The 25,698-nt window shown below is 73.4% G+C and carries 23 protein-coding genes and 1 tRNA gene; 11 read left to right on the forward strand and 13 right to left on the reverse strand.

What is annotated here, in order from left to right; translation table 11 throughout:
- Window positions 1-65 precede the first annotated feature (65 nt).
- Window positions 66-2,123 carry a glycogen debranching protein GlgX gene (gene glgX / locus AC3CCI_RS09340; RefSeq protein ID WP_488626975.1) on the forward strand — a complete coding sequence of 686 codons (2,058 nt, stop codon included), beginning with the start codon at window positions 66-68 and terminating at the stop codon, window positions 2,121-2,123.
- Between the two features lie 142 nt (window positions 2,124-2,265).
- Here glgX and AC3CCI_RS09345 read toward each other — a convergent pair whose 3' ends face one another.
- The 3 genes from AC3CCI_RS09345 to AC3CCI_RS09355 all read right to left on the reverse strand — a co-directional run bounded on the left by AC3CCI_RS09345 (window position 2,266) and on the right by AC3CCI_RS09355 (window position 4,646).
- Window positions 2,266-2,535 (reverse strand): hypothetical protein, encoded by a 270-nt coding sequence (locus tag AC3CCI_RS09345; protein WP_488626976.1) that lies wholly within the window; start codon window positions 2,533-2,535, stop codon window positions 2,266-2,268.
- A 363-nt stretch (window positions 2,536-2,898) separates the two neighbouring features.
- On the reverse strand, window positions 2,899-3,831 hold the full coding sequence (locus AC3CCI_RS09350; protein ID WP_488626977.1) for an aminodeoxychorismate lyase: 933 nt from the start codon (window positions 3,829-3,831) through the stop codon (window positions 2,899-2,901).
- A 410-nt stretch (window positions 3,832-4,241) separates the two neighbouring features.
- On the reverse strand, window positions 4,242-4,646 hold the full coding sequence (locus AC3CCI_RS09355) for a hypothetical protein (RefSeq protein WP_488626978.1): 405 nt from the start codon (window positions 4,644-4,646) through the stop codon (window positions 4,242-4,244).
- 58 nt (window positions 4,647-4,704) lie between these two features.
- On the opposite strand from AC3CCI_RS09355, the gene AC3CCI_RS09360 reads away from it, so the two are divergent.
- A complete protein-coding gene (locus tag AC3CCI_RS09360) occupies window positions 4,705-5,358 on the forward strand; it encodes an HAD-IA family hydrolase (protein ID WP_488626979.1) in 654 nt (217 codons plus the stop codon).
- A gap of 87 nt (window positions 5,359-5,445) precedes the next feature.
- Here AC3CCI_RS09360 and AC3CCI_RS09365 read toward each other — a convergent pair whose 3' ends face one another.
- From AC3CCI_RS09365 to AC3CCI_RS09375, 3 genes are all read right to left on the reverse strand, one after another.
- Window positions 5,446-6,462, reverse strand: a complete 1,017-nt coding sequence (locus AC3CCI_RS09365; protein WP_488626980.1) for an NAD-dependent epimerase/dehydratase family protein — start codon at window positions 6,460-6,462, stop codon at window positions 5,446-5,448.
- Between the two features lie 158 nt (window positions 6,463-6,620).
- On the reverse strand, window positions 6,621-7,487 hold the full coding sequence (locus AC3CCI_RS09370) for a metallophosphoesterase family protein (protein WP_488626981.1): 867 nt from the start codon (window positions 7,485-7,487) through the stop codon (window positions 6,621-6,623).
- A gap of 305 nt (window positions 7,488-7,792) precedes the next feature.
- Window positions 7,793-8,188, reverse strand: a complete 396-nt coding sequence (locus AC3CCI_RS09375; protein WP_354595007.1) for a hypothetical protein — start codon at window positions 8,186-8,188, stop codon at window positions 7,793-7,795.
- A 1,116-nt stretch (window positions 8,189-9,304) separates the two neighbouring features.
- Between AC3CCI_RS09375 and AC3CCI_RS09380 the strand changes: the two genes are divergently transcribed.
- The gene (locus AC3CCI_RS09380) at window positions 9,305-9,724 is read left to right on the forward strand and encodes a YchJ family protein (protein WP_488626982.1); all 420 of its coding nucleotides are present in this window, start codon (window positions 9,305-9,307) and stop codon (window positions 9,722-9,724) included.
- 495 nt (window positions 9,725-10,219) lie between these two features.
- Here AC3CCI_RS09380 and AC3CCI_RS09385 read toward each other — a convergent pair whose 3' ends face one another.
- The 3 genes from AC3CCI_RS09385 to AC3CCI_RS09395 form a co-directional block, all read right to left on the reverse strand.
- Window positions 10,220-10,594, reverse strand: a complete 375-nt coding sequence (locus AC3CCI_RS09385) for a hypothetical protein (RefSeq protein WP_488626983.1) — start codon at window positions 10,592-10,594, stop codon at window positions 10,220-10,222.
- 16 nt (window positions 10,595-10,610) lie between these two features.
- Window positions 10,611-11,123: a GNAT family N-acetyltransferase gene (locus AC3CCI_RS09390; protein ID WP_488626984.1), complete on the reverse strand. Its 513-nt coding sequence runs from the start codon at window positions 11,121-11,123 to the stop codon at window positions 10,611-10,613.
- A 201-nt stretch (window positions 11,124-11,324) separates the two neighbouring features.
- Window positions 11,325-12,188 (reverse strand): DUF429 domain-containing protein, encoded by an 864-nt coding sequence (locus AC3CCI_RS09395; protein ID WP_488626985.1) that lies wholly within the window; start codon window positions 12,186-12,188, stop codon window positions 11,325-11,327.
- Between the two features lie 299 nt (window positions 12,189-12,487).
- On the opposite strand from AC3CCI_RS09395, the gene AC3CCI_RS09400 reads away from it, so the two are divergent.
- Complete coding sequence (locus tag AC3CCI_RS09400) at window positions 12,488-13,645, forward strand: VIT1/CCC1 transporter family protein (RefSeq protein ID WP_488626986.1); 1,158 nt, start codon at window positions 12,488-12,490, stop codon at window positions 13,643-13,645.
- 192 nt (window positions 13,646-13,837) lie between these two features.
- Here the strand turns inward: AC3CCI_RS09400 and AC3CCI_RS09405 are convergent, their stop codons facing one another.
- From AC3CCI_RS09405 to AC3CCI_RS09415, 3 genes are all read right to left on the reverse strand, one after another.
- Window positions 13,838-14,698 (reverse strand): phosphatase PAP2 family protein, encoded by an 861-nt coding sequence (locus tag AC3CCI_RS09405; RefSeq protein ID WP_488626987.1) that lies wholly within the window; start codon window positions 14,696-14,698, stop codon window positions 13,838-13,840.
- Between the two features lie 72 nt (window positions 14,699-14,770).
- Window positions 14,771-16,231 (reverse strand): MFS transporter, encoded by a 1,461-nt coding sequence (locus AC3CCI_RS09410; RefSeq protein ID WP_488626988.1) that lies wholly within the window; start codon window positions 16,229-16,231, stop codon window positions 14,771-14,773.
- Window positions 16,232-16,239: 8 nt separating this feature from the next.
- Window positions 16,240-16,827, reverse strand: a complete 588-nt coding sequence (locus tag AC3CCI_RS09415; protein WP_354594999.1) for a helix-turn-helix domain-containing protein — start codon at window positions 16,825-16,827, stop codon at window positions 16,240-16,242.
- 159 nt (window positions 16,828-16,986) lie between these two features.
- Here AC3CCI_RS09415 and AC3CCI_RS09420 point away from each other — a divergent pair, with 159 nt between their 5' ends.
- Both AC3CCI_RS09420 and AC3CCI_RS09425 read left to right on the forward strand, forming a co-directional pair.
- Complete coding sequence (locus tag AC3CCI_RS09420; protein ID WP_354594998.1) at window positions 16,987-17,277, forward strand: hypothetical protein; 291 nt, start codon at window positions 16,987-16,989, stop codon at window positions 17,275-17,277.
- Between the two features lie 88 nt (window positions 17,278-17,365).
- Window positions 17,366-17,438, forward strand: a tRNA-Arg gene (locus AC3CCI_RS09425).
- Window positions 17,439-17,630: 192 nt separating this feature from the next.
- Here the strand turns inward: AC3CCI_RS09425 and AC3CCI_RS09430 are convergent.
- Window positions 17,631-18,860: an ROK family transcriptional regulator gene (locus tag AC3CCI_RS09430; protein ID WP_354594986.1), complete on the reverse strand. Its 1,230-nt coding sequence runs from the start codon at window positions 18,858-18,860 to the stop codon at window positions 17,631-17,633.
- Between the two features lie 114 nt (window positions 18,861-18,974).
- On the opposite strand from AC3CCI_RS09430, the gene AC3CCI_RS09435 reads away from it, so the two are divergent.
- The 5 genes from AC3CCI_RS09435 (at window position 18,975) to AC3CCI_RS09455 (ending at window position 25,698) form a co-directional block, all read left to right on the forward strand.
- Entirely contained in the window at window positions 18,975-19,889 is a 915-nt protein-coding gene (locus AC3CCI_RS09435; RefSeq protein WP_488626989.1) for a LacI family DNA-binding transcriptional regulator, read from the forward strand.
- A 199-nt stretch (window positions 19,890-20,088) separates the two neighbouring features.
- Window positions 20,089-21,384, forward strand: a complete 1,296-nt coding sequence (locus tag AC3CCI_RS09440; protein WP_488626990.1) for an ABC transporter substrate-binding protein — start codon at window positions 20,089-20,091, stop codon at window positions 21,382-21,384.
- Window positions 21,381-22,349 carry a carbohydrate ABC transporter permease gene (locus AC3CCI_RS09445; RefSeq protein ID WP_488626991.1) on the forward strand — a complete coding sequence of 323 codons (969 nt, stop codon included), beginning with the start codon at window positions 21,381-21,383 and terminating at the stop codon, window positions 22,347-22,349. The genes AC3CCI_RS09440 and AC3CCI_RS09445 overlap by 4 nt, the downstream gene beginning before the upstream one ends.
- Entirely contained in the window at window positions 22,346-23,203 is an 858-nt protein-coding gene (locus AC3CCI_RS09450) for a carbohydrate ABC transporter permease (RefSeq protein ID WP_354594982.1), read from the forward strand. The genes AC3CCI_RS09445 and AC3CCI_RS09450 overlap by 4 nt, the downstream gene beginning before the upstream one ends.
- Window positions 23,200-25,698, forward strand: a complete 2,499-nt coding sequence (locus AC3CCI_RS09455) for a beta-mannosidase (protein ID WP_488626992.1) — start codon at window positions 23,200-23,202, stop codon at window positions 25,696-25,698. The genes AC3CCI_RS09450 and AC3CCI_RS09455 overlap by 4 nt, the downstream gene beginning before the upstream one ends.

Raw genomic sequence — 25,698 nt, forward strand, 5'->3', positions numbered from 1 at the left:
GCGGGCGGGCGGGGTACGGCGCTCAGCTTGGCCGTCGGCACCGCGCCTCCTGTACTGCTGGGAGCATGACCGACTCCCGCTCCCTGCCCTACCCCCTCGGCGTGACGCCCCTGCCCGACGGCGGCGCCCACGTCGCCGTGTACTCCGAGACCGCCGACCACGTCTGGTTCTGCCTGTTCGACGACGAGGCCGACGGCGGCGCCGAGCACCGCTTCGAGCTGACGAACCGCACCGGCCACGTGTTCCACGCCGTGGTCGAGGAGGCGCGGGTCGGCTCGCGCTACGGCCTGCGGGTCGCGGGCCCCTGGGACCCGGCGGCCGGCCTCCGTCACAACGAGCACAAGCTGCTGCTCGACCCGTACGCGACCGCCCTCGACGGCACCTTCGACTGGGGCCAGGCCGTCTTCGGCCACGACATGGACGAGCCCGAGAAGCGTGACGACACGGACTCCGCCGCCGCCATGCCCCGCAACGTCGTCGCCGACCGCGACTTCGACTGGGGCGACGACCAGCGCCCGCTGACGGCGATGGAGGACACCGTCGTGTACGAGGTGCACGTCAAGGGCTTCACGCAGACGCACCCCGACGTGCCCGAGGACATCCGCGGCACCTACGCCGGCATGGGCCACCCCGCCGCGATCAAGCACCTCACCGACCTGGGCGTCACCGCGGTCGAACTGCTGCCGACGCACCAGTTCGTGCAGGACAGCCACCTCGAGGAGAAGGGCCTGCGCAACTACTGGGGCTACAACTCGATCGGCTTCTTCGCCCCGCACGACGAGTACGCCTCGAAGGCCGCCGGCACCCGCGGCGGCCAGGTCGCCGAGTTCAAGCAGATGGTGAAGGACCTCCACGCGGCCGGCCTCGAGGTGTGGATGGACGTCGTCTACAACCACACGGCCGAGGGCAACCACATGGGCCCGACGATCTCGTTCAAGGGCATCGACAACGCGGCCTACTACCGCCTGGTCGAAGGTGACGAGGGCAACTACTTCGACACCACCGGCACCGGCAACAGCCTGAACGTCAGCCACCCGGCGGCCCTCGCCCTCATCATGGACAGCCTCCGCTACTGGGTGACCGAGATGCACGTCGACGGGTTCCGCTTCGACCTCGCCACCACGCTGACCCGTCAGGGCGGCGAGGCCAGCGAGCACAGCGCGTTCCTCACCCTGATCCACCAGGACCCGGTGCTGCAGAGCGTCAAGATGATCGCCGAGCCCTGGGACACCGCGGGCTACCAGGTCGGCGGGTTCCCCGCCGACTGGTCCGAGTGGAACGGGAAGTTCCGCGACGACGTCCGCGAGTTCTGGAACGGCGAGCCCGGCGTGCTCTCGACCTTCTCCGACCGCGTGCTCGGCAGCCCCGACGTGTACGAGGCGGACCGTCGTTCGCCCCTCTCGAGCGTCAACTTCGTCACGGCCCACGACGGCTTCACCCTCGCCGACCTGACGAGCTACGCCGAGAAGCACAACGAGGAGAACGGCGAGGACAGCCAGGACGGCGAGAGCGACAACAAGTCGTTCAACGGCGGCGCCGAGGGCCCGACCGACGACCCGGCGGTCAACGAGTACCGCGACCGCCAACGCCGCAACTTCCTGGGCACGCTGCTGCTCAGCGCCGGCGTGCCGATGATCCTCGGTGGTGACGAGATCGCCCGCAGCCAGGGCGGCAACAACAACGCCTACTGCCAGGACAGCGAGATCTCGTGGTTCGACTGGGAGCGCGCCGACCGCGACCTGCTCGCCTTCACGACCGAGCTGATCGCGCTGCGCCGCGAGAACCCGGCCCTGCGCCCCGACTGGTTCCGCTACGCACCCGAGGTCGAGAGCGACGACCACGTCCAGGTGCGTCGCGCCGACGACCACTCGTTCTCGAGCGGTGACTGGCAGCAGGGCGAGAACAAGGCGATCACCTTCGTGCTGACGCACAAGGACGCCGACGCCTTCGCCTACCTCGTCAACGGCTCGACGAGCGTCGTCGAGTTCAACGTGCCCGACGCGCCCCACGGCGAGTGGGAGCTCGCCGCCTCGAGCGACCCCGGCCAGCAGGTCGAGGGCGCCGTGACGACGCTGCTCGTGCGCGACGCGAGCTTCACGCTGCTGCGGAGCCGCGCCTCCTAGGCGTCGACGACGTGCGCGCAGGAGGCGCGGTGCGGGTCCCGAGGACCGGCACCGCACCTCCTGCGTCCGCCCCCGACGAGAACGACCGCCGCCCCGGGGGGACGACGGTCGTCAGGTGCGTCGGCGCGGGGCCGACCGGTGGTCAGGCGGTGGCGAGCTGCTGCGCCGCGGGGGCGAAGAAGTCCGCGTAGCGCGGGCCCGGCGTGATGTCGACGACGGTGCCGCAGACGACGGGCTCACGGTCGGCGTGCGACCGGTGGGACCGGCCGTCACGTCGACGCTTGGGGTAGACCTCGATGCGGGCGGCGGGCACCCGACGGTCGGCCACGTAGTGACCGGTCACGTCGACGGAGCGACGGACGTGAGCCACGAGCTGGTCGTGGCTGAGGCGGGCGAGGTCGGCGGCGTTCATGCCGAGGCCTCGGCCAGGAGGAGTGCGCTGATGTCGATCGGCTCGGTCGGAGCCAGGTCGTGCGCGAGGGGGTGGTGCCCGGAGGCGTGGACGATGTTCATTGTTCTCATCTCTGCGGCCCTGCGACCGCGTGAGGAACGGGGTGGTGCGGGTCGCGTCGCCGTGAATCGACGCGTTCCGAACTCTCGCAGGTCGCCGGGTGATCACCACCATCGTCCGGGACAGCGTTCGCAAGGTGGACATCTGTTCGAACGCCGGGAGGCGCGTCGACGGGTGCCGACCGGTCGCCGGTGGGCCGGTGGGCCGGTGGGCTGTGGGCCCGAGGGTCTGCGGGCTGTGGGCCGGCGGGCGTCTCGGCCGGCGTCAGGCGCGCCGGGCCCAGAGCGCCTCGACCAGCGACGTCGTCAGCTCGTGGTCGATCGCGAAGGCCCGGTCGTCGAGCGCCGACACGGGGGCGATCTGCCGGCCGCTCGAGACGAGCCACAGCCCGTCGGCCTCGCGGACGCGGTCGAGCGGCACGAGTTCGTAGGCGGTCTCGTGGCCGAGGGCGCCGAGGGCGTCGAAGACGGCCTCCTGCGTCGTGCCCTCGAGGATGCCCTGGTCGGTGCGCGGCGTGACGAAGCGGTCGCCGAAGCGGGCGACGAGCGAGGCCGACGGGCCCTCGAGGGCGTAGCCGTCGCTGCTGACGAAGAGCACGTCGTCGGCCCCACGGCGGGCGGCCTCGCGCAGGACGCTCTTGTTGACGGCGTACGACAGGGTCTTCGCCCCCTGCAGCAGCCACGGCGAGGTCGTCGCGACGTTGTGCCGGTAGCCCCGGTCGAGCGACACCACGCGGATGCCGTCGCGACGCTCGGCGGCGTGGTCCTCGAACGCCTCGGTCCGTGCCCAGGCGGTCGGTTCGCTGTCGGGCACGCCCTCGAGGCCGCGGGTGACGATGAGCTTCGTGAGGGCGAACGGCACGGGCGCGTGGGCGCCCGCCGAGGCCAGCACGGCCTCGCGGATGAGGTCGAGGTCGAGGGGCGGCAGGTCGAGCAGGGCCGCCGAGCGGGCCAGGCGGCGCAGGTGCGGCTCGAGCGCCTGCACCGCGCCGTCGACGACGCCGAACGCCTCGAAGACGCCGTCGCCCCGCGTCACGCCCAGGTCGATGGCGGTGACGACGGGCTCGGCCGCGTCGGCGACGCGCCACCCGCGGCCCTCGCCGACGGCCCCGGCCCGGGCCCGCTCGATGACCACCAGCACGGGGGCAGGAGGCGCGGTTTCGGAGGTGGGCGAGGCGTCGGCAGCGAGGTCGGTCACGTCCTCGACCGTACCTCGGGTCGCGGTTTTCGCTTTGTGGACAGGCTGTGGAAAGTCGCTCGGCGGCGAGAGGTTAGACGCTCACGCGACCTCGCGGCGGGGAGTGACCCGCGCAGTCGGACGACGTCCGGAGATGGTGCCCTCATGACTAGGCAATCTAGCTAATTCGAGGCCCTGACCAGGCATTTCCCCGCGCCCCCACCCCTTGCGCCCCCAGGCGGCGGAGGTACCGTGAGCGAGCCCGCCCATGGTGGGCGCGTGGTGCCCGGTGGGCTGAGAGCTTCTTCACGGGGCGGCTCACCCGGCACCACACCACACGCGCGGAAGGGCCGCACCGTCGAGACGGTGCGGCCCTTCGTGGTCGGTCCGCGGGCGGGGTCAGCCGCTCACGGGGCCAGCCGCTCGCGGGGTCAGCCGCGGGGCTTCGGCGGCCCGGGCTTGGGGTTCGTCGGGGTGGCGTCGTCGGCCGGGTCGGGTTCGCCGGGCTTGGGGTGCCCGGGGATCGAGTCGCCCGAGAGGTTCAGGTCGTCGGGGTCGACCTCGATGTCGCCACCGTCGTCCGGGCCGCCCTCACCGGGCAGCGCCTGGACGGCGTCGAGGTCGGTGTCGGAGTCGACGGCGGGGGAGTCCTCGGTGGCCGACCGCTGCATCTCGGCGGTGGTCTCCTCGCTGCGCGGGAAGTCCGCCGTCGGGTCGTCGCTGTCGCGACGGTCCGGCGCGGTGTCGGCCGTGCCCGCGTACCCGACCCCGTCGGTGGTCGCGGAGGTGTCGCTCGGAGTGGAACCGGTCGTGGTGTCGTGCTCGTCATCGTGCATGCGCGCACGGTACGCCGCCGGGGTGCGTGCCGCATGTGCGCCGGGGCAGACTGGCGGCATGACGACACTGACCTGCCGCGCGATCGCGTTCGACATGGACGGCACGCTCGTCGACTCCACCGCCGTGGTGGAGCGCATCTGGACCGACTTCGCGGCCGAGCACGACCTCGACGTGGTCGAGCTGCTCGCCTTCGCCCACGGACGGCAGACCCACGACACCGTGCGGCGGTTCCTGCCCCGGTTGCCGGAGGGCGAGGCGCGGGCGCTGACCGACGGACTGCAGGCCGTCGAGGCCGACGGTCGCGGTGGCACCGTCGAGATGCCCGGGGCCGGTGCCTTCGTGGCGGGCCTGCCGAGCGACCGGGTGGCGCTCGTGACGAGTGCGAACCTCGACCTGGCCCGGTCGCGCATGGCCGAGGCGGGGGTGCCCTGGCCGGCGGTCGTCCTGGCGTCCGAGCACGTCCCGGTCGGCAAGCCCGCGCCGGACGGCTACCTGCTGGCTGCCGAGCTGCTGGGCGTCGACCCCGGTGACGTCGTCGTCTTCGAGGACGCCGCGGCGGGGCTCGAGGCCGCCCGCGCCTCCGGAGCCTCGGTCGTCGTCGTGGGCGACCACGACGGGCCCGCCGCCGACGGGTTGCCCCGCATCACGGGGTACGGCGAGGTGACGGTGCGGGTGCTCGACGACGGCGTGATCGAGCTGGGCCTGCCGTAGCGGGTGCGCGGGGCCGCTGCGGTCGGCGGGCCCGCACGGCCCGCACGGCTTTCGGGGCAGGCAGGGCTGGCAGGGCTGGCGGCGGCCTCAGCCGTGCAGCGGGTGCGACCCCTCGTGGTTCGTCCGCTGCGCCAGGGCGTGGGCGAACTCGCGCAGGGTCTCGTCCGAGGTGTGGCGGGGCGTCCAGCCGAGCACGGTGCGCGCCCTCTCGGTCGACATGACCGGGATCTTCGCGGCGATGTCGAGCCAGCCCGGCTCGGTGGGCTGCAGGCGGGCCAGCCAGGTCAGCTGCACGATCGCGCGCAGCAGTCGGTACGGCACGGGCAGCAGGCGCGAGCCGAAGGCCTTCGCGATGAGGTCGGGGTCGACGACGGGCTCGGCCGCGAGGTTGAAGGCGCCGCCGGCGCGACGGTCGATCGCCCGCCAGAACGCGTCGGCGACGTCGCTCGCGTGCACGACCTGCGAGACGAAACGCGGGGCCAGCGGCACGAACGGCGGTCGCACGCGCTGCATCCAGCGGGTGGGCACCCAGCGGCCGACGAACAGCCCGACGATCTCGCTCGCGGCGGCGGCCTGGAACACCAGCCCCGGACGCATGCGGGTCAGGGTGACCTCGGGGTGCTGCTCGGCGAACGCGTCCATGACGCGCTCGTTGATCGCCTTGTGCTTCGAGTAGCTCGACCGGCGGACGCCCTTCGTCTTGTAGCCCTCGTCGACCCGGCGCCCCTTGGGCCCGCGCGAGTAGGCGCCCACCGACGAGGCGACGAGCACGTGAGGCACGCCCGCCCGGGCGGCGGCGCCGAGCACGTGCGACGTGCCGATCACGTTCGTGCGGTACATGACGGCCTTGCGGTGGCTCGGCTGCAGGGCCCAGCCGAGGTGCACGACGGCGTCGGCCCCGGCGAAGGCCCGCTCGAGCGCGAGAGGGGAGTCGTCGGCCCCGACGTCGATCGAGAACCACGTGACCTCGCCGTAGGGCGGCGTCGCCATGCGCGGACCCCGTCGGGCGACGCCGACGAGCGAGGTCACCTCGGGTTCGGCCTGGAGACGGGTCAGCAGGGCGGTGCCCAGGTTGCCCGTGGCTCCGACGACGACCACGCGCATGGGGTCTCACTTTCACGACTCGACGAACGGCCTCGCGCCGACCCCGGGTGGGCGGCAGACCTGGGCCGAGCCTACGCGCGGCCCCTGGGGGCGGGGCCGGACGGGGCGGCGGGGCGGGACGGGGCGGCGGGGCCGGACGGGCGGTGGGGAGGCGCGCGTCAGCCGGCGGGCGGGACTCCGGCCTCGGCGGCGATGCGCGAGACGGCGGCCTCGTCGAGCACGAAGACCTCGTCGCCGTCGCGCGGCTCGTGCGCGCGCACCACGGTCGAGCGCACCGCTCCCTCGGCCGACAGTTCGACCACCACGAAGCCCGAGCCGCGCACGGCCCGCTCGGTGCCGACGGAGGCCAGCACGTCCGTGTCGTTCGCCACCCCGGGCGCGACCACCACGGGAACGCCCGCGAGGTGGCCGACGACGTGGTGGTGGTAGTGCCCGGCGAGGACGACGCGGACGTCCGATCCCTCGAGGACCGCGGCCAGCGCCTCCGGGTCCTGCAGGGCGAGCGACTCGTGCAGGGTCGTCGGCGCGGCGATCGGCGGGTGGTGCAGCACGAGCACGGTGCCGCGTGCGGCCGGCGTGGCCAGCTCGTCGCGCAACCGGGCGAGCTGCTCGGGCCGCACCAGCCCGTACCCGGCCCCGGGCACCGAGGTGTCGAGCCCGATCACCCGCCAGCCGTCCACCTCGCGGACGAGGTCGAGCGGCCCCGCCGGGTCACCGCCGAGCACCTCGGCGAAGCCCGCGCGCACGTCGTGGTTGCCGGGCACGAGCACGACCTCGGCGCCGGCCGCACGGGCCCACGCGTCGGTGCGCTCGCGCAGGTGCCGGTAGGAGGCGCGGCTGCCGTCGTCCGACAGGTCACCCGACCCCACCAGCAGTCGCACCCCCTCGACCCGCGCGGCCTCCGCCAGCACGAGGTCGAGCGCCTCGACCGTGTCGACGACGCCCTGGTGCAGGGCCCCGTCCGCGAGCAGGTGCGAGTCGCTGAGGTGGACGATGCGGAGGGCTCCGGGTGGCAGGGCGTGCATGCCGCGACGCTACCGGGTGCGGGGCGGGGGCGGGTGGGTGCGGATGGGCGTGCGGGGCGGCGGGTGCGAGGGTGCTCGGCTGGGTCGGCTGGGTCGGCCGGGTCGGCCGGGTCGGCGGGGTCGGCGGGGTCGGCGGGGTCGCACCTGCGTCGCGTCGTCGAACCACGCTCCGGGGTGGTTCGACGACGCGGACGTGGTGCGGCCTCGCCTGCCTCGTGCGGAGTGGGGCCGGGGCCGGGGCCGGGGACTGGGACCGGGGTCAGGGCTGGGGCTGGGGCTGGGGCGCGGCGGCGGGGCGCGGGGCCTCAGCCGCGGAACTGGTCGGCGGGGGCCAGGCGGCCGTGCACGCGGCGGCCGAGCTCGGCGAACATGCCGGTGACGGTCGCCCAGTCCTCGTGGCTCGGCGAGGTCGGCTCGACGAACAGGCCGTAGAACCGTCGACCCGTGTTGAGGGTCTCGACGAGGACGGTCTCGGAGCGGTCGAAGAACTGCGTCCCGTCCTGTTTCAGGGCGGCGGCGCGGACCGGTTCGCCGGTGAGGTTGCAGAACCCGGCCGACGCGAGGGCGCGAGCGGTCTTGCGGCGGGACAGTCGGGGCAGCACGCGGCCGGTCTTCCCCGGGTCCAGCACGGCCCGCACGTGGGCGAACACGAGCTCTTGCTCGTGGACGGGGTGCGAGGCGGTGGTCGGAGAGTTCGTCACCCCCTCACCGTGCCAGGTCGGGGAGGTCCGGGCGACGCCCAGTGCGGGGGCGGCCTGTTGGGGTGCGACCCGGATTGGGGAGCCGGGTCGGTGCGCCACGGGCCCGACCTCGGTGTAGCCCGCCCGGCCCGACCGGGAGCATGCCCGAGCCCTGACGGCCTCGGTCCGACGTCGACGTCGACGTGGGTCTCGACGTCCCTGTCCGTCTCGCTGGCCCTGTCGGCGTCGCCACCCCTCTCGCCGGCCCCGTCGACGTCGCTGCCCCTCTCACCGTCGGCGTGGCTGCCCCTCTCCCCGTCGACGTGGCTGCCCCTCTCACCGTCGGCGTCGGTGCCCCTCTCCCCGTCGACGTCGCTGCCCCTCTCCCCGTCGGCGACGTGCGGGCAATTCCTGGCTGGTGCTGCGGCCGGGTGCCGGGATCGGCGTGGGACGGGTGCGGCCGCGACAGCAACCAGGAATTGCCGCCAGGGGGTCGGGGCGGAGGCGGGTCGAAGCCGAGGCGAGGCGAGGCGAGGAGGGGCGGGGCCGGCGCCGGTGTCGCTGTCGGTGTTCGCACCGGGTGGCCTGTCGGCGTCGGTGCGGGCAATTCCTGGCTGGTGCTGCGGCCGGGTGCTGGGATCGGCGGGGGACGGGTGCGGCCGCGACAGCCGGAAGGAATTGCCGTCAGGGCGTCGGATTGGGAGGCGGGCCGGGGCCGACGTCGAGTCGGTGCCGGGGCGGAGGCGGGGTTGAGACCGAGGCCGGAGCCGAGCCGAGCCGAGCCGAGCCGAGCCGAGCGGAGCGGAGCCGAGCCGAGCGGAGCCGAGCCGAGCCGAGCCGAGCCGAGCGGAGCGGAGCAGAGCGGAGCCGAGCAGAGCGGAGCGGAGCCGGGCTGGGCCGGCGCCGGTGTCGGTGTCGGTGTCGGAGTTCGCACCGGGTGCCATGTCGGTGGGGGTGCGGGCAATTCCTGGCTGGTGCTGCGGCCGGGTGCCGGGATCGGCGGGGGGCGGGTCGGGCCGCGACAGGGATGAGGAATTTCCGGCAGGGGGGTGGGGGAGGGAGCAGGGGTAGGGGGAGGGGCGCGTGCGGCGGGCGGGGCGGCGCGGCGCGGTGGGCGCGGTGCCGCAGAATGGCCTGATGCTTCCCGCAGCTCCCGCCGACGGCCGCGACCTCGACGACTCGGCGCGTTGCCCCTGCCTCAGCGGCGAGACCTACGGGTCGTGCTGTGGGCCGGCGCACCACGGCACGGTGGCAGCCCCGACGGCGGAGCGGCTGATGCGCTCGCGGTACTCGGCCTTCGCGCTCGCCCGCGCCTCCTACCTGCTCGAGACCTGGCACCCGACGACCCGGCCCGCCACGCTCGAGGTCGATCCGGCGACGCGCTGGTTCCGGCTCGAGATCGTGCGGACGCGTGCCGGCGGGCCGTTCGACGACGACGGGACGGTCGAGTTCGAGGCACACTTCCGCGACGCCGAGGGGGCCGGGGTGCAGCACGAGGTCAGCCGGTTCGTCCGGGTCGACCGGCGGTGGCTCTACGTCGACGGCACCGTGGGCTGAGACGCCGCGACGCAGCGACGCAGCGAAGCAGCGAGGCCGCGACGGCGCGAGCCGCGACGCTGCGAGCCGCGACGCTGCGAGCCGCGACGCAGCGAGCCGCGACGCAGCGACGTAGCGAGCCGCGACGCAGCGACAACGCGGGCTGAGACGCCGCCGCGCGCGTCGACCCGCGCCCGCACGCGCCCAAGGGCGGCGGCCCGGGCCCGCGGACACGGCCGGTCGGGGGACGGGGGCGTCGGGCGTCACGAAGAGGACGTCGGGTCCGTCGGGCCCGGCGCCCTCTCCGTGACGCCGCCGGGCCGCAGGGAGAGCTTCACGGGCAGGGACCCACGGTCCGGACGACACCGATGCAGAGCTCGCGCCCTCCATCCCGACGAACGCTAGGCCGCACGACATGGTGCGGTTCAGACGTGGACGCTCCTCACAGGCACGGGTGCAACCGCGTGTGATTCGGGGGACAGGGCCGGTGGCGTGCCCGGGGGCCAGGGCGTCCCGTCAGCCCTCGGGGCGAGCCGCGGCCCGGCGTCCCGCGGCGACGGCCTCGAGTGACCGGACGAGCCCGCCGACGGCCCGTTGGGCCCGCACGACGCCGACCGGCCCGCCGAGCACCGACGTGCTCGACGCGTGCACGACCCGGGCGACGAGGCGCCCGCGGTCGTCCACGTACCAGCGCACGCCGAGCGTCAACAGCTGCTGCCGTCCGGCGAAGGCCCGCAGGGCGAGGGTCGAGACGAGCGTGCCCCGGACCGCCCGCGTGCTGCCGTCCGGGTCGAGCGACAACGTGAATCCCTGGTCGATCAGCGTCCGCTCGACGAGCTGCCGCGATTCGTCGTGCGGACCCTCGAAGAAGACGTCGTACGAGCTCGCCACGGGTCGGTCGGCGCCGTCAGCGCAGCGGGGCGAGCATCTCGAGCTCGCGGGCCGTCGGGTCGAGGGCGTAGGCGTTCGTGTGCCCGGTCGGCTCGTAGCCGCGACGCCGGTAGAAGGCGATGGCCCGTTCGTTCTGCTCGTGGACGTGCAGGCGCAGGGCGTCGCCCTCGGTCGCCGCCCAGGCCTCGACGCCGTCGAGCAACAGGTCGGTGACGCCGGCCGCCCGGCCACGATGCGACGGAGCCACGTACACCCCGACCAGCAGGGGCTGCCCGGCCGCCTGGAGGAAGCCGCCCATGGCGCCGACCCAGTCGCCCGTCCCGTCGTCGATCGCGATGAGCGAGGTGCCGTGCTCGGCCTCGCCCCGGGCGCCGCGCATCCGCCACTCGGCCTCGTCGTGGCGACGCGCGACGGCGAGCGTCTCTCCGTACGCGATCGGCGTGTCCGCCAACATCGCGAGGCGGAGGTCGCGGACGCGCTGCCAGTCGTCGGCGGTCGTGCGGCGGACGGTCACGGGTCGTGCGGGCATGCCGTCAGCCTGCCACACGGCCGGCACGAGTCGACGGCCGGAGGCGCGGGTCGGGTCGTCCCGTCGGGTCGCGCCCCGGAGGCGCGGGTCGGGTCGCCCTGTCGGGTCGCGCCCCGGGGCCCTCACGCCGGGAGGCGCGGGTCGGGTGATCCCGTCGGGTCGCGCCCCGGGGCCGTCACGGCGGGAGGCACGGGATGCCCCTCAGCCGAGCCGCGCCACGGGGGCGGGGCCGAGCCGTTGCTCGGGGCGGGCCGGTGAGAGCAGCGTCGCGCGCCTCCCGCGCTCGTCCGGCTCGGTGTCGACGCCGAGCACCTGCAGGCGCTCGGGCGTGCGGGCCCGCAGCGCGGCCGTCCAGGCGCAGACGAGTGCGTCGAGCAGGTCCTCGCGGTGCTTGTAGGCGCGGTCGACGAGCGGCGACGGCTCGTCGAGCAGGGTGGCCGACACCGGGTGCGACGCCAGGCGCACCGGAACCTCGGCCCCGCTCAGCGCGCCCAGCCGGCGCAGCAGCTCGTCGCAGGCCGCCGCCCGGGCCACGCGCCGCGCCTCCTTGGGCAGCGTCAGGTCGGGACGCTTGTACCGCGGACGCTTGTCGTCGTAGCCGAGCTCGACCATGCCGACGAGCGTCGTGTACGGGTAGCACTCGAAGTGCCCCACGGCGTCGGCGGGCAGGGGGACGACGCCGTCGTCGTAGACGCCGCCGGCGCGTTCGAGGCGCTCGCCGAGGGTGCGTCCGCCGAGCCAGGGCAAGGAGGCGCTGCTCGCGTTGGCCGAGACGTGCCACCGACCGTAGGCCCGCGCCACGAGCCGCTCGCTCGCCCGCATGCCCGTCGCGTTCGGCACGAGCACGGGCGCGTCCACGGCCACGACGGACCCGGGCGTCGACCAGCGCAGCACCCAGGCCTCGACCTCGTCGACCCCGCGGGCCCAGCCGGCGTCGAGCACCGTGCCCTCGGCGTCGATCACGGCCAGGCCGGTCTCGTTCGCCGGACGCCCGGGCGTCGAGTCGCGCCAGGCGAGGTCGACGCCGAGATAGCGCGGTGGGGGCGGCGTCGTGGGCGGGGGCACCGGTCGACCGTACCCGCGTGAGCGGCCGGCCCGACCCTGTGTCGGCCCGACCCTCGGTTCCGGCGGCGAGCGATTTGCCTAGGCAGGGGTTGAGCGCCGGTCGCGGGGGTGGCTTGGGGGCGGTCGAGGCCGACCCCTGGTTCCGGCGGCGAGCGATTTGCCTAGGCAGGGGTTGAGCGCCGGTCGCGGGGGTGGCTCGGGGGCGGTCGAGACCGACCCCTGGTTCCGGCGGCGAACGATGCACCCAGGCAGGGGTCGGGCGCCGGCCGCGGGGGCGGGGTGGCGGCGATACTGAGCGCATGCCCACCAGCACCAGCACCCGCACCCCGGCCGACCTGCGCCGCTGGCGCCGCTACCTCGCCGACGAGCGGGCCGAGGAGTCCACCTACCGCGACCTCGCCCGTCGTCGCGACGGCGAGGAGCGCGCCATCCTGCTCGCCCTGGCCGACGCCGAGGGGCGTCACGCCCAGCACTGGGTCGACCTGCTGGGCGACGACGTCGGGCGTCCGGCCCGCACCGACCTGCGCACCCGCGTGCTCGGCCTGCTCGCCCGGCGCTTCGGCTCGATCTTCGTGCTCGCGCTGGTGCAGAGCGCCGAGGCGCGCTCGCCCTACGCGACCGACGCCGACGCCACGGACGCGATGGCCGCGGACGAACGCATCCACGGCGAGGTCGTGCGAGGGCTCGCCGAACGCGGACGCAACCGGTTGTCGGGGTCGTTCCGCGCGGCGGTGTTCGGGGCGAACGACGGTCTCGTCAGCAACCTCGCGCTCGTGCTGGGCATCAGCGCCTCGGGCGTCGCAAACCACGTCGTGCTGCTGACCGGACTCTCGGGGCTGCTCGCCGGTGCGTTGTCGATGGGGGCGGGCGAGTACGTCTCGGTGCGGTCGCAGCGCGAACTGCTCGACGCCTCGACGCCTGACCCGACGGCACGGCAGGTGCTGCCCGACCTCGACGTCGACGCCAACGAGCTGGCGCTCGTGTACCGGGCGCGGGGCATGTCGCCGGACGAGGCCGAGGCCCACGCGCGGCAGGTGCTGGCGGGCGCGGGGCGAGGGGCGTCGTCGCCGAGCGCGCCTCCTGCGGGCGCCGCGCCGGGCGCCGCCACGGCCGGCTGGGCCGACGCCCCCGACCAGGAGGCGCGCTCGGCCGACGAACCCGCCACCCACGAGACCCTCGGCACGGCGTTCGGGGCTGCCGCCTCGAGCTTCTGCTTCTTCGCGTCCGGGGCCGTGATCGCGGTGCTGCCCTACCTGTTCGGGTTGTCGGGGATCACGGCCGTCGTCGTGGCCGCCGCCCTCGTCGGCGTCGCGCTGCTCGGCACGGGCGCCGTCGTGGGGTTGCTGTCGGGCGCGAGTCCGCTCAAGCGTGCGCTGCGTCAGCTCGGCATCGGGTTCGGCGCGGCCGCCGTGACGTACCTGCTCGGGTTGCTGTTCGGCACGGGCGCCGCCGGCTGAGCCGACGGACTCGCGGGCTGAGCCGACGGGTGCCGCGGGCTGAGCCGACGGGTGCCGCGGGCCGAGCCGACGGGTGCCGCGGGCCGAGCCGACGGCCTCGCGGGCCGAGCCGACGGGTGCCGCGCACCGTGCCGACGGCGTCGAGCCGTCAGGCCGTCAGGCAGCGCGCGCCGAGCCGACGGCGACGGGCCGTCAGGCCTTGCGGTCGAGCTTCCAGGCGATCCAGCAGGTGACGAGCACGACCCCGGCGGCGGCCAGGCGCGCGCCCATCAGGACGCCCTGCCCGGTCGAGGTCGTGAGGCTCATGTCGGCGCCGATGCCGATGCTCCAGATGGCGCCCGAGAGCGTGAGGCACACGACGAGGGCGAGGCCGAGCACGACAGAGGTGGCCCCGTGCGAGCGAGGGCCGACGTCGTCGCGGCCGCGGGGGTCGCGCGAGAGGCGGGCGGCGGCGATGCGGACGACGCCGAGCCAGAGCAGGGCGACCGCGCAGGCCCCGACGACGTCGCTGCACCGGTGCCAGCCGAAGGCCACGGTCTGCTCGGCGACGACGGCCGCGAACGCCGCACCGATCATGAAGAACAGGGGCCGGACGTGCCGACCGAACGTGGTCATGATGGCCAGCACGGCGGCGACGGCCACCGTGACGTGACCGCTGGGGAAGCTGTTGCCGTAGATCTCGCCGGTCAGCTCGGGGCGCGGGGCGAGCTGTTTGAGCACCTGCGTGGTGACCGTCGCGCCGACGATGAGCACGCCGGCCTGCAGGGCCGACCCCGGGCGGCGGCGGAGGAACGCGACGACCATCGTCACGCCGACCACGAGCAGCACGGCCGGGGGAGAGATCGCGTCGAGGGCCGCGCCCGACTGCAGCAGCGTGGTGCCGTCGACCGAGCGCAGGATGCTGTCCTCGATGGACTGCCCGGCCTCGGTGAGGACCGCGATCGTGTACACGCCCGCCAGCACGACGAGCGACGCCGACGAGGCGACGACCCAACGGCCCGTGACCCGTCGGCGGACGGCCGGGGTCGTCGAGAGGGTGGGCTGAGCGGTCACCGGACGAGCTAACTACACGCCGCCTGGAAACCGGCTCGGTCCGACCTGCCGATGCGCCGGGGCCGCCGTGACTCACAGCGGGGGTGCAGGGTGTGGGCCGGCTCCCGTCGGGCGGCGCTCCATCTGACGCCACGGCCCGCCGGCCAGCGGGGTCAGCGTCACCAGGGTGTACACCGCGGCGACGATGCCGAAGGCGACCGTCAGCCCGATCGTGTCGGCCGCCAGGCCGCCCAGCAGGGCACCGGCCGGGATGCCGGCCCAGGCACCCGCGTTGAGCAGGCCGAACACGCGCCCCCTGAGGTGCTCCGGCACGCGCTCGAGCTCGACGGCTCCGAGGATCGGGTTGAGCGCGCCCGCGGCCAGGCCCGAGAGGGCGGTCGCGGCGACCAGCCACGGGAGCGGCGCCGCGAGGGCGAACGCCAGGCTCGAGGGGCCACCGGCCAGGGCGAAGCACGCCACGAAGGTGACGCGCCGCGGCACCCGGTGGGCGACGAAGCCGAAGGCGACGTTGCCGGCGAGGGCGCACCCGCCCATGGTGGCGACCAGCAGTCCCAACGCGGCCGCGCCTCCCAGTCGGTCGTTCGCGTAGAGGGGCAGCAGGGTCGACCCGCGAGCCGCGTCGAGCAGGTTGGTGACCAGCACGAGGGCGACGAGCAGCCGCATCAGCGGGTCGCGCACGACGAAGCGGGCGCCCTCGGCCAGGTCGGCCCGGTAGGAGGCGCGGGCCGGCTCGGTCACCGGGTCGTCGGTCGTGCGATCGGCGGCGACGGCGACCGGTGAGCCGGTCCGTGCCGGATCGGGCGCCGGGACGAGCGCCCGGGTCAGCGCGGCCGAGATCGCGAAGGTGGCGGCGTTGACGAACAGGGACGCGATGGGACCGACGGCGGCGACGAGCAGCCCCGCGAGCGAGGCTCCGATCAACTTCGCGAAGCGCTCCGACCCGTCGAGCAGCCCGACGCTCCGTTCGATGCGCACCCCGGCGCGCTCGGTGAGCCCGGGCAGCATGACCCGGCGGGCGGTCTGCCCCGGGGTGTCGAGCAGCCCGCCGACGAAGACGAGTGCCAGCAGCGCCCAGAACGGCAACCCGACGGTCAGGGCGAGCACGGGCATCGAGAGGACGGAGGCGCCGCTCACCAAGTCGGCGACGATCGCGGCCCGGCGGTGCCCCACCCGGTCGACGACCACGCCGCCGAGCGGACCGCCGACGATCACCGGAGCCGTCGCGAACGCCGCCGCGAGGCCGACCTCGGCCCCCGACCCGCCGAGGCCCAGGACGTAGAAGGGGACGGCGAAGGCGGTCACGACGTTGCCGGTCTGCGAGATCGCGTGGGCGGCGACGAGTGACGACAGGGCGACCCGGGCCGAGTGGGAGGTCCGGACGCCGCGAGCGGCCTCGGCGGCGGGGGCGCGGTCGTCCCCGTCGTGCGCGTCGGGCGGGCCGTCCGTCCCTCCGGGGTGGCGGCCGCGGCGACGACCGTCGTGAGGGGCGCTGTCGGCGACCCGCGCCTCCTCGGCTCGTCCGTTCTCGCTCACGACGGGCCTCAGGGGCGTCGGTAGGCCTGGTAGACGAGGACGACCGGTTCGGCGCCGTCGTCGACCGAGGGGTCGTGCGCGGCGCTCGCGTCGAGCCAGCGGTCGACGACGGACTCGAGCTCGCCGCGCAGCCCGGCGAGCTCGTCGACGGTCAACCGCAGGCTGCGGTCGCCGCTGGCCCCGGCCGCGACCCACTCGCGGGGCAGGGCCGGCGTGGCGTCGATGTACTCGACGAAGCGGGCGGCGTAGGCCTGGGCGATCGACTTCTGCAGGGCGGACGACGCGACGAGGCGGTCGGGGTCGTCGAGCAGGTCGGCCGGCTCCCAGCTCGTGAGCTGCGTCGTGGCCTGCCACCAGCGCTCGCGGCGGTCGGCGGTCGGTCGCTCGGCCGGGCCGATCAGGTCGATCGAGGCGAGCTTCGACAGGTGGTAGCTGATGGTGCCGGGGGCCTCGTCGACCGCGTCGCCCAGTTGGGCGGCGGTCTGCGGGCCCCGCTCGCGCAGCAGGCCGAGGAGGCGCAACCGCGTCGGGTGCGCGAGCACCCGCATCGAGGCGGCGTCGGTGAGGGTGCTGCGGGAGGTCTCGCGCGGGGTCATGCCCTGACCCTAGATGAACAAGAAGCGTTGCGCAACGAGTCTTGTGCGTCTGGCGGCGGGGCGAACCGAGAGTGTGGTGGGTGTCGCGGGCGGGGGAGGGGGCGGCGGCGCATGCTCGGAGCACGGCAGCCGGACGGCCCGGCCCGCAGGAGGAACCCGATGACGAAGACCCCGGACGACCCGCACGGCCCCGACGAGACCGAGCTCGAACGCAGCGGCAACAGCAGTGGCGAGGGTCACGGCGACCACACCGTCGGCGAGCGGGACGACCGCCCCGTCGAGATCACCAGCGAGAACCACCCCGACGGTGGCACCGGCTCGCGCGGCCTCGACGACGGTCCGGCTGAGGACGCCGTCCCCACGCGCCGGCCCGGCCAGGCCGACGCCTCCGAGGTCGACGAGCTGATCGGCGACTACAAGGGCGACGGCGAGGGCAAGCACACCTACTGACGCGAGCCCAGGAGGCGCGGGTCGGCCTCGATTCGCGCCCCGCGCCTCCCTCGTGTAGTGTTTCCTCTGGCCAATCGGCCAACGAAACGCGCCTGTAGCTCAACGGATAGAGCATCTGACTACGGATCAGAAGGTTGGGGGTTCGAGTCCCTCCAGGCGCACGCGACTCGAAAGCCCCTGCCCAACACGGCAGGGGCTTTCCTCGTCTTCGGTGTTTGTCTGGCCGCCTCCAGCGGCGTGCGCCTCCGGCGCGAAAAAGCACGGCTCGTGCCCTACGCGGCAGGGGCTTTTCTCGTCTTCGGTGCTTGTCTGGCCGCTTCCGGCGCGGGGCACCGGGTGGCGCGGGCGGCCGGTCAGGTCGGCCGGACGAGCCGTGGTCCGTGGCCGGGGGCGACCGAGCTCTGCAGGACCAGGGCCGCCGCGCCGATGGCCGCCGAGTCCCTAGGGTTCGTCGCCAGCTCGACCCGGACGTCATGCGACTGCCGGGCGAAGGCGCTCTCGGCCAGCCGATCACGGACGGCGCGGGCGTACACCGAACCGGCCACCGCGATGCTCGGGCCGCAGAGCACGAGTCGGTCGACGTCGAGCACGTTGACGAACGAGACCACGGCGGCGGCGAGGTAGCGGGCGGACGTCGCGATCAGCTCTGCGGCGACCGCGTGGCCGCCCACCGCGGCACGGGCCAGGCGGTCGAAGTCCTGGGCCACGGTGTGCTCCTCGAAGGCGAGTCCGAGGCCGGTCAGGAATCCCGACCGTTCACGGGCCCGGTGCAGGACGGCGGCCGGTGCCGCGTACCGTTCCGCACAGCCGCGGTTCCCGCAGAAGCACGGCTCGCCGTCGAGGTCGACGGACAGGTGCCCCAGCTCGCCGGCGTTCGAGCTCGCGCCGCGGTACAGGGCCCCGTCGATGATGATGCCCGCACCGAGGCCCGTGCCCATGTAGATGCCGGCGAAGGTCTCGGTGCGGGGGACGCGACGCGTCCAGAACTCGCCCACGGCGGCAGCCGCGGCGTCGTTGTCGATCAGGACGGGGACGTCGAGGCGTTCGGAGAGCCTGTCCCGGAGCGAGAAGCCCTCCCATCGCCTCAGCGTCGGCGATCGGAGGATGGCGCCGTGGTCCGCCGAGAGCGGGCCGGGCGCGACGACCGCGACTCCGGCGATCGACGCCCGCGAGATGCCGGCGGCGTCCACGAAGGCGTCGAACTGCGCCACCAGCCGGTCGGTGACCTCGTCCGGTGCGTCGAGCGACGCCCCGTCGACGAGTTGACGCGCGACGATGCCTCCGCCGGCCCCCGTGGCGACGAAGGTCATCGACTCGTAGCCGAGCTGGACGCCGACGGCGTAGAGGGCGCCCGGGTTGATCTCGACGAGGGTCCGGGGCTTGCCGCCGCCGGAGGCGACCCGACCGCTCTCGCGGACGATGCCCTCGGCGAGCAACCTGCGGACGATGTTCGAGATGCTCGGCTGGGTGAGGCCGGTCGTCGAGGTCAGCTCGACCCTGCTGATGGGGCCGGACGAACGGATGACGTCGACGACGAGTGCCCTGCTGCCCGGCCCGGACGCGGAGGACTCGGGTCTGGCCACGTCGTCCTCCGTACCTCGGGCGAGCCCTGGTGTGGTGCCGGCCCGCGTCGGTGACACGATAGCGGTCACGAGAGAGCGCACGGCACCGTGATCGGGGCCGAGGAGGACGAGGCGATGCGAGACGCGACCCTGACCGAGAGCGACCGTCCGTCGCGCCTCCCGCGGCCGATCGGCCTGACCCTGGTGCGTCCCAGCGAGATCTACGGGGCCGAGCCGTACTTCCACGAGCTCACCGCCGGCCTCGACCGCGTCGTGCGGCCGCGGGGCCACGCCGTCCTGCTCCGGGTCCTCGCCGACCGGGAGGCCGAGCTCGACCTGTGCCGCCGGTGGTCGACCGAGGGCGTCGTGGACGCCGTCGTGCTCGTCGACCTGAGCGTCGACGACCCGCGGGTGGCCCTGGTCGCCGAGCTCGAGCTCCCCGCGATCTCGGTCTCGTCGCCCGCGATCTCGAGTGGGCTCCCCGCCGTCTGGACGAACGACGACGTCGCCGTCGAGGAGGCGGTGGACGCGCTGGCCCTGCTGGGTCACGTCCGTCTCGCCCACGTCAGCGGACCGCTTCGCCTCGCCCACTCCGTCGCGCGCCGGGACACCTTCGCGTCGGTCTGCGACGATCGCGGGCTGACCGCGGCGACGGTGACGGGCGACTACTCGTTCGAGTCGGGCGAGCGAGCCCTCTCGGCACTCCTCGACGGACGCGGCGACCCGGACGACCGGGCCGTCGAGGGCGCCCCGGGCGTCCCGACCGCGGTGGTCTTCGACAACGATCTCATGGCCCTCGGTGGGCTCGCCGAGGCGCGACGCCGTGGACTGGGCGTGCCCGGCGACCTCTCGATCGTCGCGTGGGACGACTCGGCGCAGTGCCAGCTCTCCGAGCCGCCGCTCTCGGCCCTCAGCCACGACGTCCAGCGGATCGGCGAGATGGTGGGCGAGACGGTGTTGGCCGTGCTCGACGGCCAGAGGCCCCCCACGCTCGAGGCGCCGCCCATCGTCTTCGTGCCCCGGGCGACGACCGGCCCGCCCGCCCCCTGACGTCTCGAGAGCGGCGTCACCCCGTCCCATGCGCCCCTCTCCATCACGCCATCCTGCATAAATTAATAATCAAAGTCTTGACAGAGCATGACGCCGCGGGCGAAGCTGGGGCACCCGACCAGCTCGCACCCGACGAGACCTGCCGGAAAGAACGGCCGAGGCACCTCGCCGGCACCCACGAACGAAGGAGTTCGCACGCATGAAGAAGACAGCACTCATGGGCATGGCGATGGTCTCGCTCACCGCGATCGGCCTCAGCGGCTGCTCGTCGGCGTCCAACGACGACGGCGCCCCCTCGGGTGAGATCACGGTGCTCACCAACCGCACCGACCTCGTCGACACGACGTTCGCCGACTACGCGAAGGCGTTCGAGGAGAAGTACCCGGGCACGAGCGTGAAGTTCGAGGCGCTGACCGACTACGAGGGCGACGTCAAGATCCGCCTGAACTCGAAGGACTACGGCGACGCGCTGCTCATCCCCAGCTCGAACGTCACGAAGGACCAGTACGCGAGCTTCTTCGAGCCCCTCGGCACGGTCGACGAGATGGGCGAGAAGTACCGTTTCGTCGACGCAGGCGCCTACGACGGCGAGGTCTACGGCATCTCGACCTTCGGCTCGGCCATGGGCATGGTCGTCAACAAGAAGGTCTGGGCCGACGCCGGCGTCACCGAGGCCCCGACCACGCAGGAGGAGTACCTCACCGACCTGCAGGCCATCCGCGACCGGACCGACGCCGACCCGTACTACACGAACTACGCCGACGGCTGGCCGCTGGCGACCATCGAGGGCAACCTCGGCGCCACCCAGGGCCCGGACGTCCGCATGGAGATGGCCGAGGACGACGCCCCCTGGACCGAGGGCACCGACCAGTACAAGATCGACGACCTGCTCTTCCAGACCGTCGAGGCCGGCCTCAGCGAGGCCGACCCGACCACGACCAACTGGGAGGAGTCCAAGAACCTCCTCGCCCAGGGCAAGATCGGCTCGATGGTCCTCGGCTCGTGGGCCGTCAGCCAGATGCAGGACGCCGCCGAGGCCGCCGGTGCCTCTCGTGACGACATCGGCTTCTGGCCGATGCCCTGGCAGGTCGACGGCCGGTTCACCTCGGTGACGGCCAGCGACAAGGTCCTCGGCGTCAGCAAGAACAGCGACAACAAGGCGACCGCGAAGGCCTGGGTGGACTGGTTCACGAACGAGTCCGGCTATGCCGAGAGCCAGGGAGCCATCAGCCCCGTCAAGAGCGACCCCGAGCCCGACACCCTCTCGGACTTCAGCGCCCTCGACGTCCAGTACGTCGAACTGGCCCCGGACCCGGTGGGCAAGGAGGCGCTGCTCACCGACATCGCCAACGAGGCGGAGATCGACATCTTCGGCAACACCTACCGTCAGAAGCTGATCGACACCGCCCGCGGCGCCGCCGACGGCGACGAGGACTCGTTCTTCTCCGACCTCAACGACCGCTGGGCCGCAGCGCAGGAGAAGGTCTCCGAATGACCCAGCTCGCCTCGCCCCCCGAGGTCGCGGCGACCGTCACCGACGGCGGCCGGCGCCGGGGCACCCGCCCCGGCGCCGGCCCGGCCGGGCGGGTGGGCCGTCGCGGCCCGCGCGTCACCCCGTGGCTCTTCCTCGTCGTGCCGCTGGCGTTCCTGATCGTCCTGACCTACGTCCCCGTCGCGAACCTGCTCTGGTACAGCGTCACCGACTGGGACGGCCTGTCGCCGGTCAAGGAGTTCGTCGGCCTCGACAACTTCGTCGAGATCTTCACCCGGCCCGAGATCTTCCAGGTCTTCTTCGTCAGCCTCTTCTACCTGGCCGGTGCCGTCGCCCAACTCGTCCTGGCCCTGTACTTCGCGACCCTCCTCAGCTTCAGGACCCGCTTCTCGAACCTGTTCAAGGGGATCATCTTCTTCCCCTACCTCATCAACGGGGTCGCGATCGGGCTCGTCTTCCTCTACTTCTTCCGCCCCGGCGGCACCCTCGACGCCCTCGCCGCCCTGGTCGGGGTCGAGGACACCCCGCAGTGGCTCGGCGACCCCGGCGTCGTCAACACCTCGCTGGCCGCCACGAGCGTCTGGCGCTACATGGGCCTGAACTTCGTGCTCTTCCTGGGCGCCATCCAGTCGGTCCCGTCCGAGCAGTACGAGGCCGCCGACCTCGACGGCGCGACGTCGTGGCACAAGTTCCTCTACATCATCGTGCCCAGCATCCGACGCATCCTCGGCCTGTCGTTCATCCTCGCGATCGCGGGTGCCCTCTCGGCGTTCGAGATGCCGTACATCATGACCGGGGGCGCCAACGGGTCCGAGACGTTCGTCATCCAGACCGTCGACACCGCGTTCCGCTTCTCGAAGGTGGGCCTCGCCTCCGCCATGGCCGTGGTCCTGCTCGTCATCGTGCTCGTCATCACGGCGGTGCAGCGGCTGCTGTTCCCCGACGAGAAGAAGGAGGACGCCTCGTGACCACCACCGCGTCGCCGAACCGCTCGCGCGCCCTCGCCCGCACCGGGACGACCGTCAAGTACGTCAGCCTCGTGCTCGCGTGCCTCGCGGCCCTCGTCCCGCTCGTCACCATCGTCATGCTCGCGTTCAAGACGGACGAGGAGTACCGGACCACGACCCCGCTCGCCCCGCCCGGCAACTGGCTGAACCTCGACAACTTCGTCACCGCCTTCACCCAGGGCGGCATGCTGATGGGCTTCGTCAACACGGGGATCATCCTCGTCGTGTCGGTCGTCGGGACGATCCTGATCGGCACGATGGCCGCCTACGCCATCGACCGGTTCCGCTTCCGCGGCCGGAAGCTCGTGCTCGGGGGCTTCCTGCTCGCGACCCTCGTGCCGTCGGTCACGACGCAGGTCGCGACCTTCCAGGTGATCAGCGCCCTCGACCTCTTCAACACGCGGGGCGCGGCGATCCTCATCTTCATGGGGACCGACATCGTCGCGATCTACATCTTCCTGCAGTTCATGCAGTCGATCCCCGTCTCGCTCGACGAGGCGGCGATGCTCGACGGCGCGAGCCGCTTCACCGTCTACTGGCGGATCGTCCTGCCGCTGCTCAAGCCGGCCATCGCGACGGTGGTCATCATCAAGGGCATCGCGGTCTACAACGAGTTCTACATCCCCTTCCTCTACATGCCCTCGCAGGACCTCGGCGTCATCTCGACCTCCCTGTTCCGCTTCATGGGCCCCTTCGGCGCGCAGTGGGAGGTCATCGCCGCGGGCACGCTGCTCGTGATCGTCCCCACCCTCGTCGCGTTCCTCTTCCTCCAGCGATACATCTACAACGGCCTCACGGCAGGAGCCACCAAGTGACCACCATCCTCCCCACCACCTCGACCGAGACCCGTCGCCCGCTGCACGACGGCTGGTCCGTCCGCTCGACCCGCGGCCCGGTGCCCGAAGAGATCGCCGTGGCGTCCGTCCCCGCGACGGTGCCCGGCCTCGTCCACACCGACCTCCTCGCCGCCGGCCTCCTCCCGGACCCCTACCTCGACCGCAACGAGCAGAAGGTCACCTGGATCGGCGAGAGCGACTGGGAGTACCGCACCACGTTCTCGTGGAGCCCCGACGGCCACGACCGCCACGACCTCGTGTTCGAGGGCCTCGACACCGTCGCCACGGTCTCCCTCAACGGCACCGAGCTGGCACGCACCGTCAACCAGCACCGCACGTACCGCCTCCCCGCCGACGGGGTGCTCGTCGACGGCGACAACGACCTCGTCGTCCACTTCGCCTCTCCCGTCGCCCACGCAGACCAGGCCAGCCTCGACATCGGCTACCGCCCGCACACCTACTCCCACCCCTTCAACGCCATCCGCAAGGCGGCCTGCAACTTCGGTTGGGACTGGGGTCTCGACGCCGCCTCCTCGGGCATCCACAAGCCCGTCACCCTGCACTCCTGGTCGGGCGCCCGCGTCGAGAGCGTGCGCCCCGTCGTGACGACCGACGGAGGCGCGGGCCACGTCCGCGCGCACGTCACGATCGAGCGGGCGGCCGGGTCCGAGGCCGCGCTGACGGTCTCCGGTTCCGTGACGAGCCCCGAGGGCGTCGAGACCGCCACGGCCGCCGTCGACGTCGCCCCCGGGGCGACCGAGGCCGTCGTCGAACTCGACGTCGCCGACGTCGCCCTCTGGTGGCCCCGCGGCCACGGAGACGCCGTCCTCCACGACCTCGCCGTCGACCTCGTGGTCGACGACCGGCCCGCCGCCGCCTGGTCGACCCGCATCGGCTTCCGCACGGTCGTCGTCGAGCTCGAGCCCGACTCCGAGGGCACCAGCTTCCGCGTCGTCGTCAACGGGCAGCCGGTGTGGACCAGGGGCGCGAACTGGATCCCCGACGACGCCTTCGTCACCCGCGTCACCCGTGACCGCGTCGCCGCCCGCCTCGACCAGGCCGAGTTCGCGAACATGAACCTGCTGCGCGTCTGGGGCGGCGGCTACTACGAGTCCGACGACTTCTACGAGCTGTGCGACGAACGCGGCATCATGACCTGGCAGGACTTCCTCTTCGCCTGCGCCTCCTACGCCGAGGAGGAGCCGCTCCGTGGCGAGGTCGAGGCCGAGGTCCGCGACAACGTCACGCGCCTCATGTCGCACCCGAGCCTCGTGCTCTGGAACGGCAACAACGAGAACATCTGGGGCTTCGAGGAGTGGGGCTGGGAGAAGCGCCTCCAGGGTCGCACCTGGGGGCTCGGCTACTACCTCGACCTGCTGCCGCGCCTCGTCGCCGAACTCGACCCCGAGCGCTCCTACACGCCCGGCAGCCCCTGGTCGGGCGACCCCGACCGACCGGCGAACGAGATCGAGCACGGCTCGGTGCACCTCTGGGAGCTGTGGAACCGCGTCGACTACCCGCACTACCGCGACACCGTGCCCCGCTTCGTCGCCGAGTTCGGCTGGCAGGGCCCCGCGACCTGGTCCACCATCCGGCAGTCGATCTCGGACTCGCCCCTGACGCCCGAGTCGCCCGGCATGATCTGGCACCAGAAGGCGACCGACGGCAACGACAAGCTGACCGACGGCCTCGTCGCGCACCTCCCGCTGCCCGACGACACCGAGGACTGGCACTGGGCGATGTCGCTGAACCAGGCCCACGCCGTCGCGTTCGCGATCGAGCACTGGCGGTCGTGGAGCCCCACCACGATGGGGTCGATCGTCTGGCAGCTGAACGACTGCTGGCCCGTCACCTCGTGGGCCGCCGTCGACGGCAACGGACGCGCCAAGCCGCTGCTGTACGCCCTCAAGCACGTCTACGCCGACCGCCTCGTCACGATCCAGCCGCGCGGCGACGACCTCGTCGCCGCCGTCTCGAACGACTCGCCCGAGCCGTGGGAGGCGCAGGTCGACCTGCAGAGGCTCTCCTACGAGGGCGAGGTGCTCGCCTCCGCGACGGTCGACCTGACCCTCGACGCCCGCACCACCACCACGGTCGCCATCCCCGTCGAGATCGCCGCCTTCGGCGATCCGGCCCGCGAGCTGGTCGTCGCCACGGTCGGTCCCGAGCGGGGGCTGTGGTTCCCGGTCGAACAGCGCGACTCGGCCCTGACCGCCGCCGAGCTGACGACGACCGTCAGCGCGGTCGACGGAGGTTACGACGTCGCGGTGACCAGCGCCTCCCTGGCTCGCGACGTGACGCTGCTCGTCGACAAGGTCGACGTGCACGCCGTCGTCGACGACATGATGGTCACCCTGCTGCCCGGGGAGTCCGTCACGTTCCGCGTGACGAGCGACGCCGACCTCACCCCCGACCAGCTGACCTCGACGAGCGTGCTGCGCACGTCGAACCAGCTCGTCGTCGACTGGGCCTGA

The sequence above is a fragment of the Frigoribacterium sp. CF331 genome (assembly GCF_057787905.1).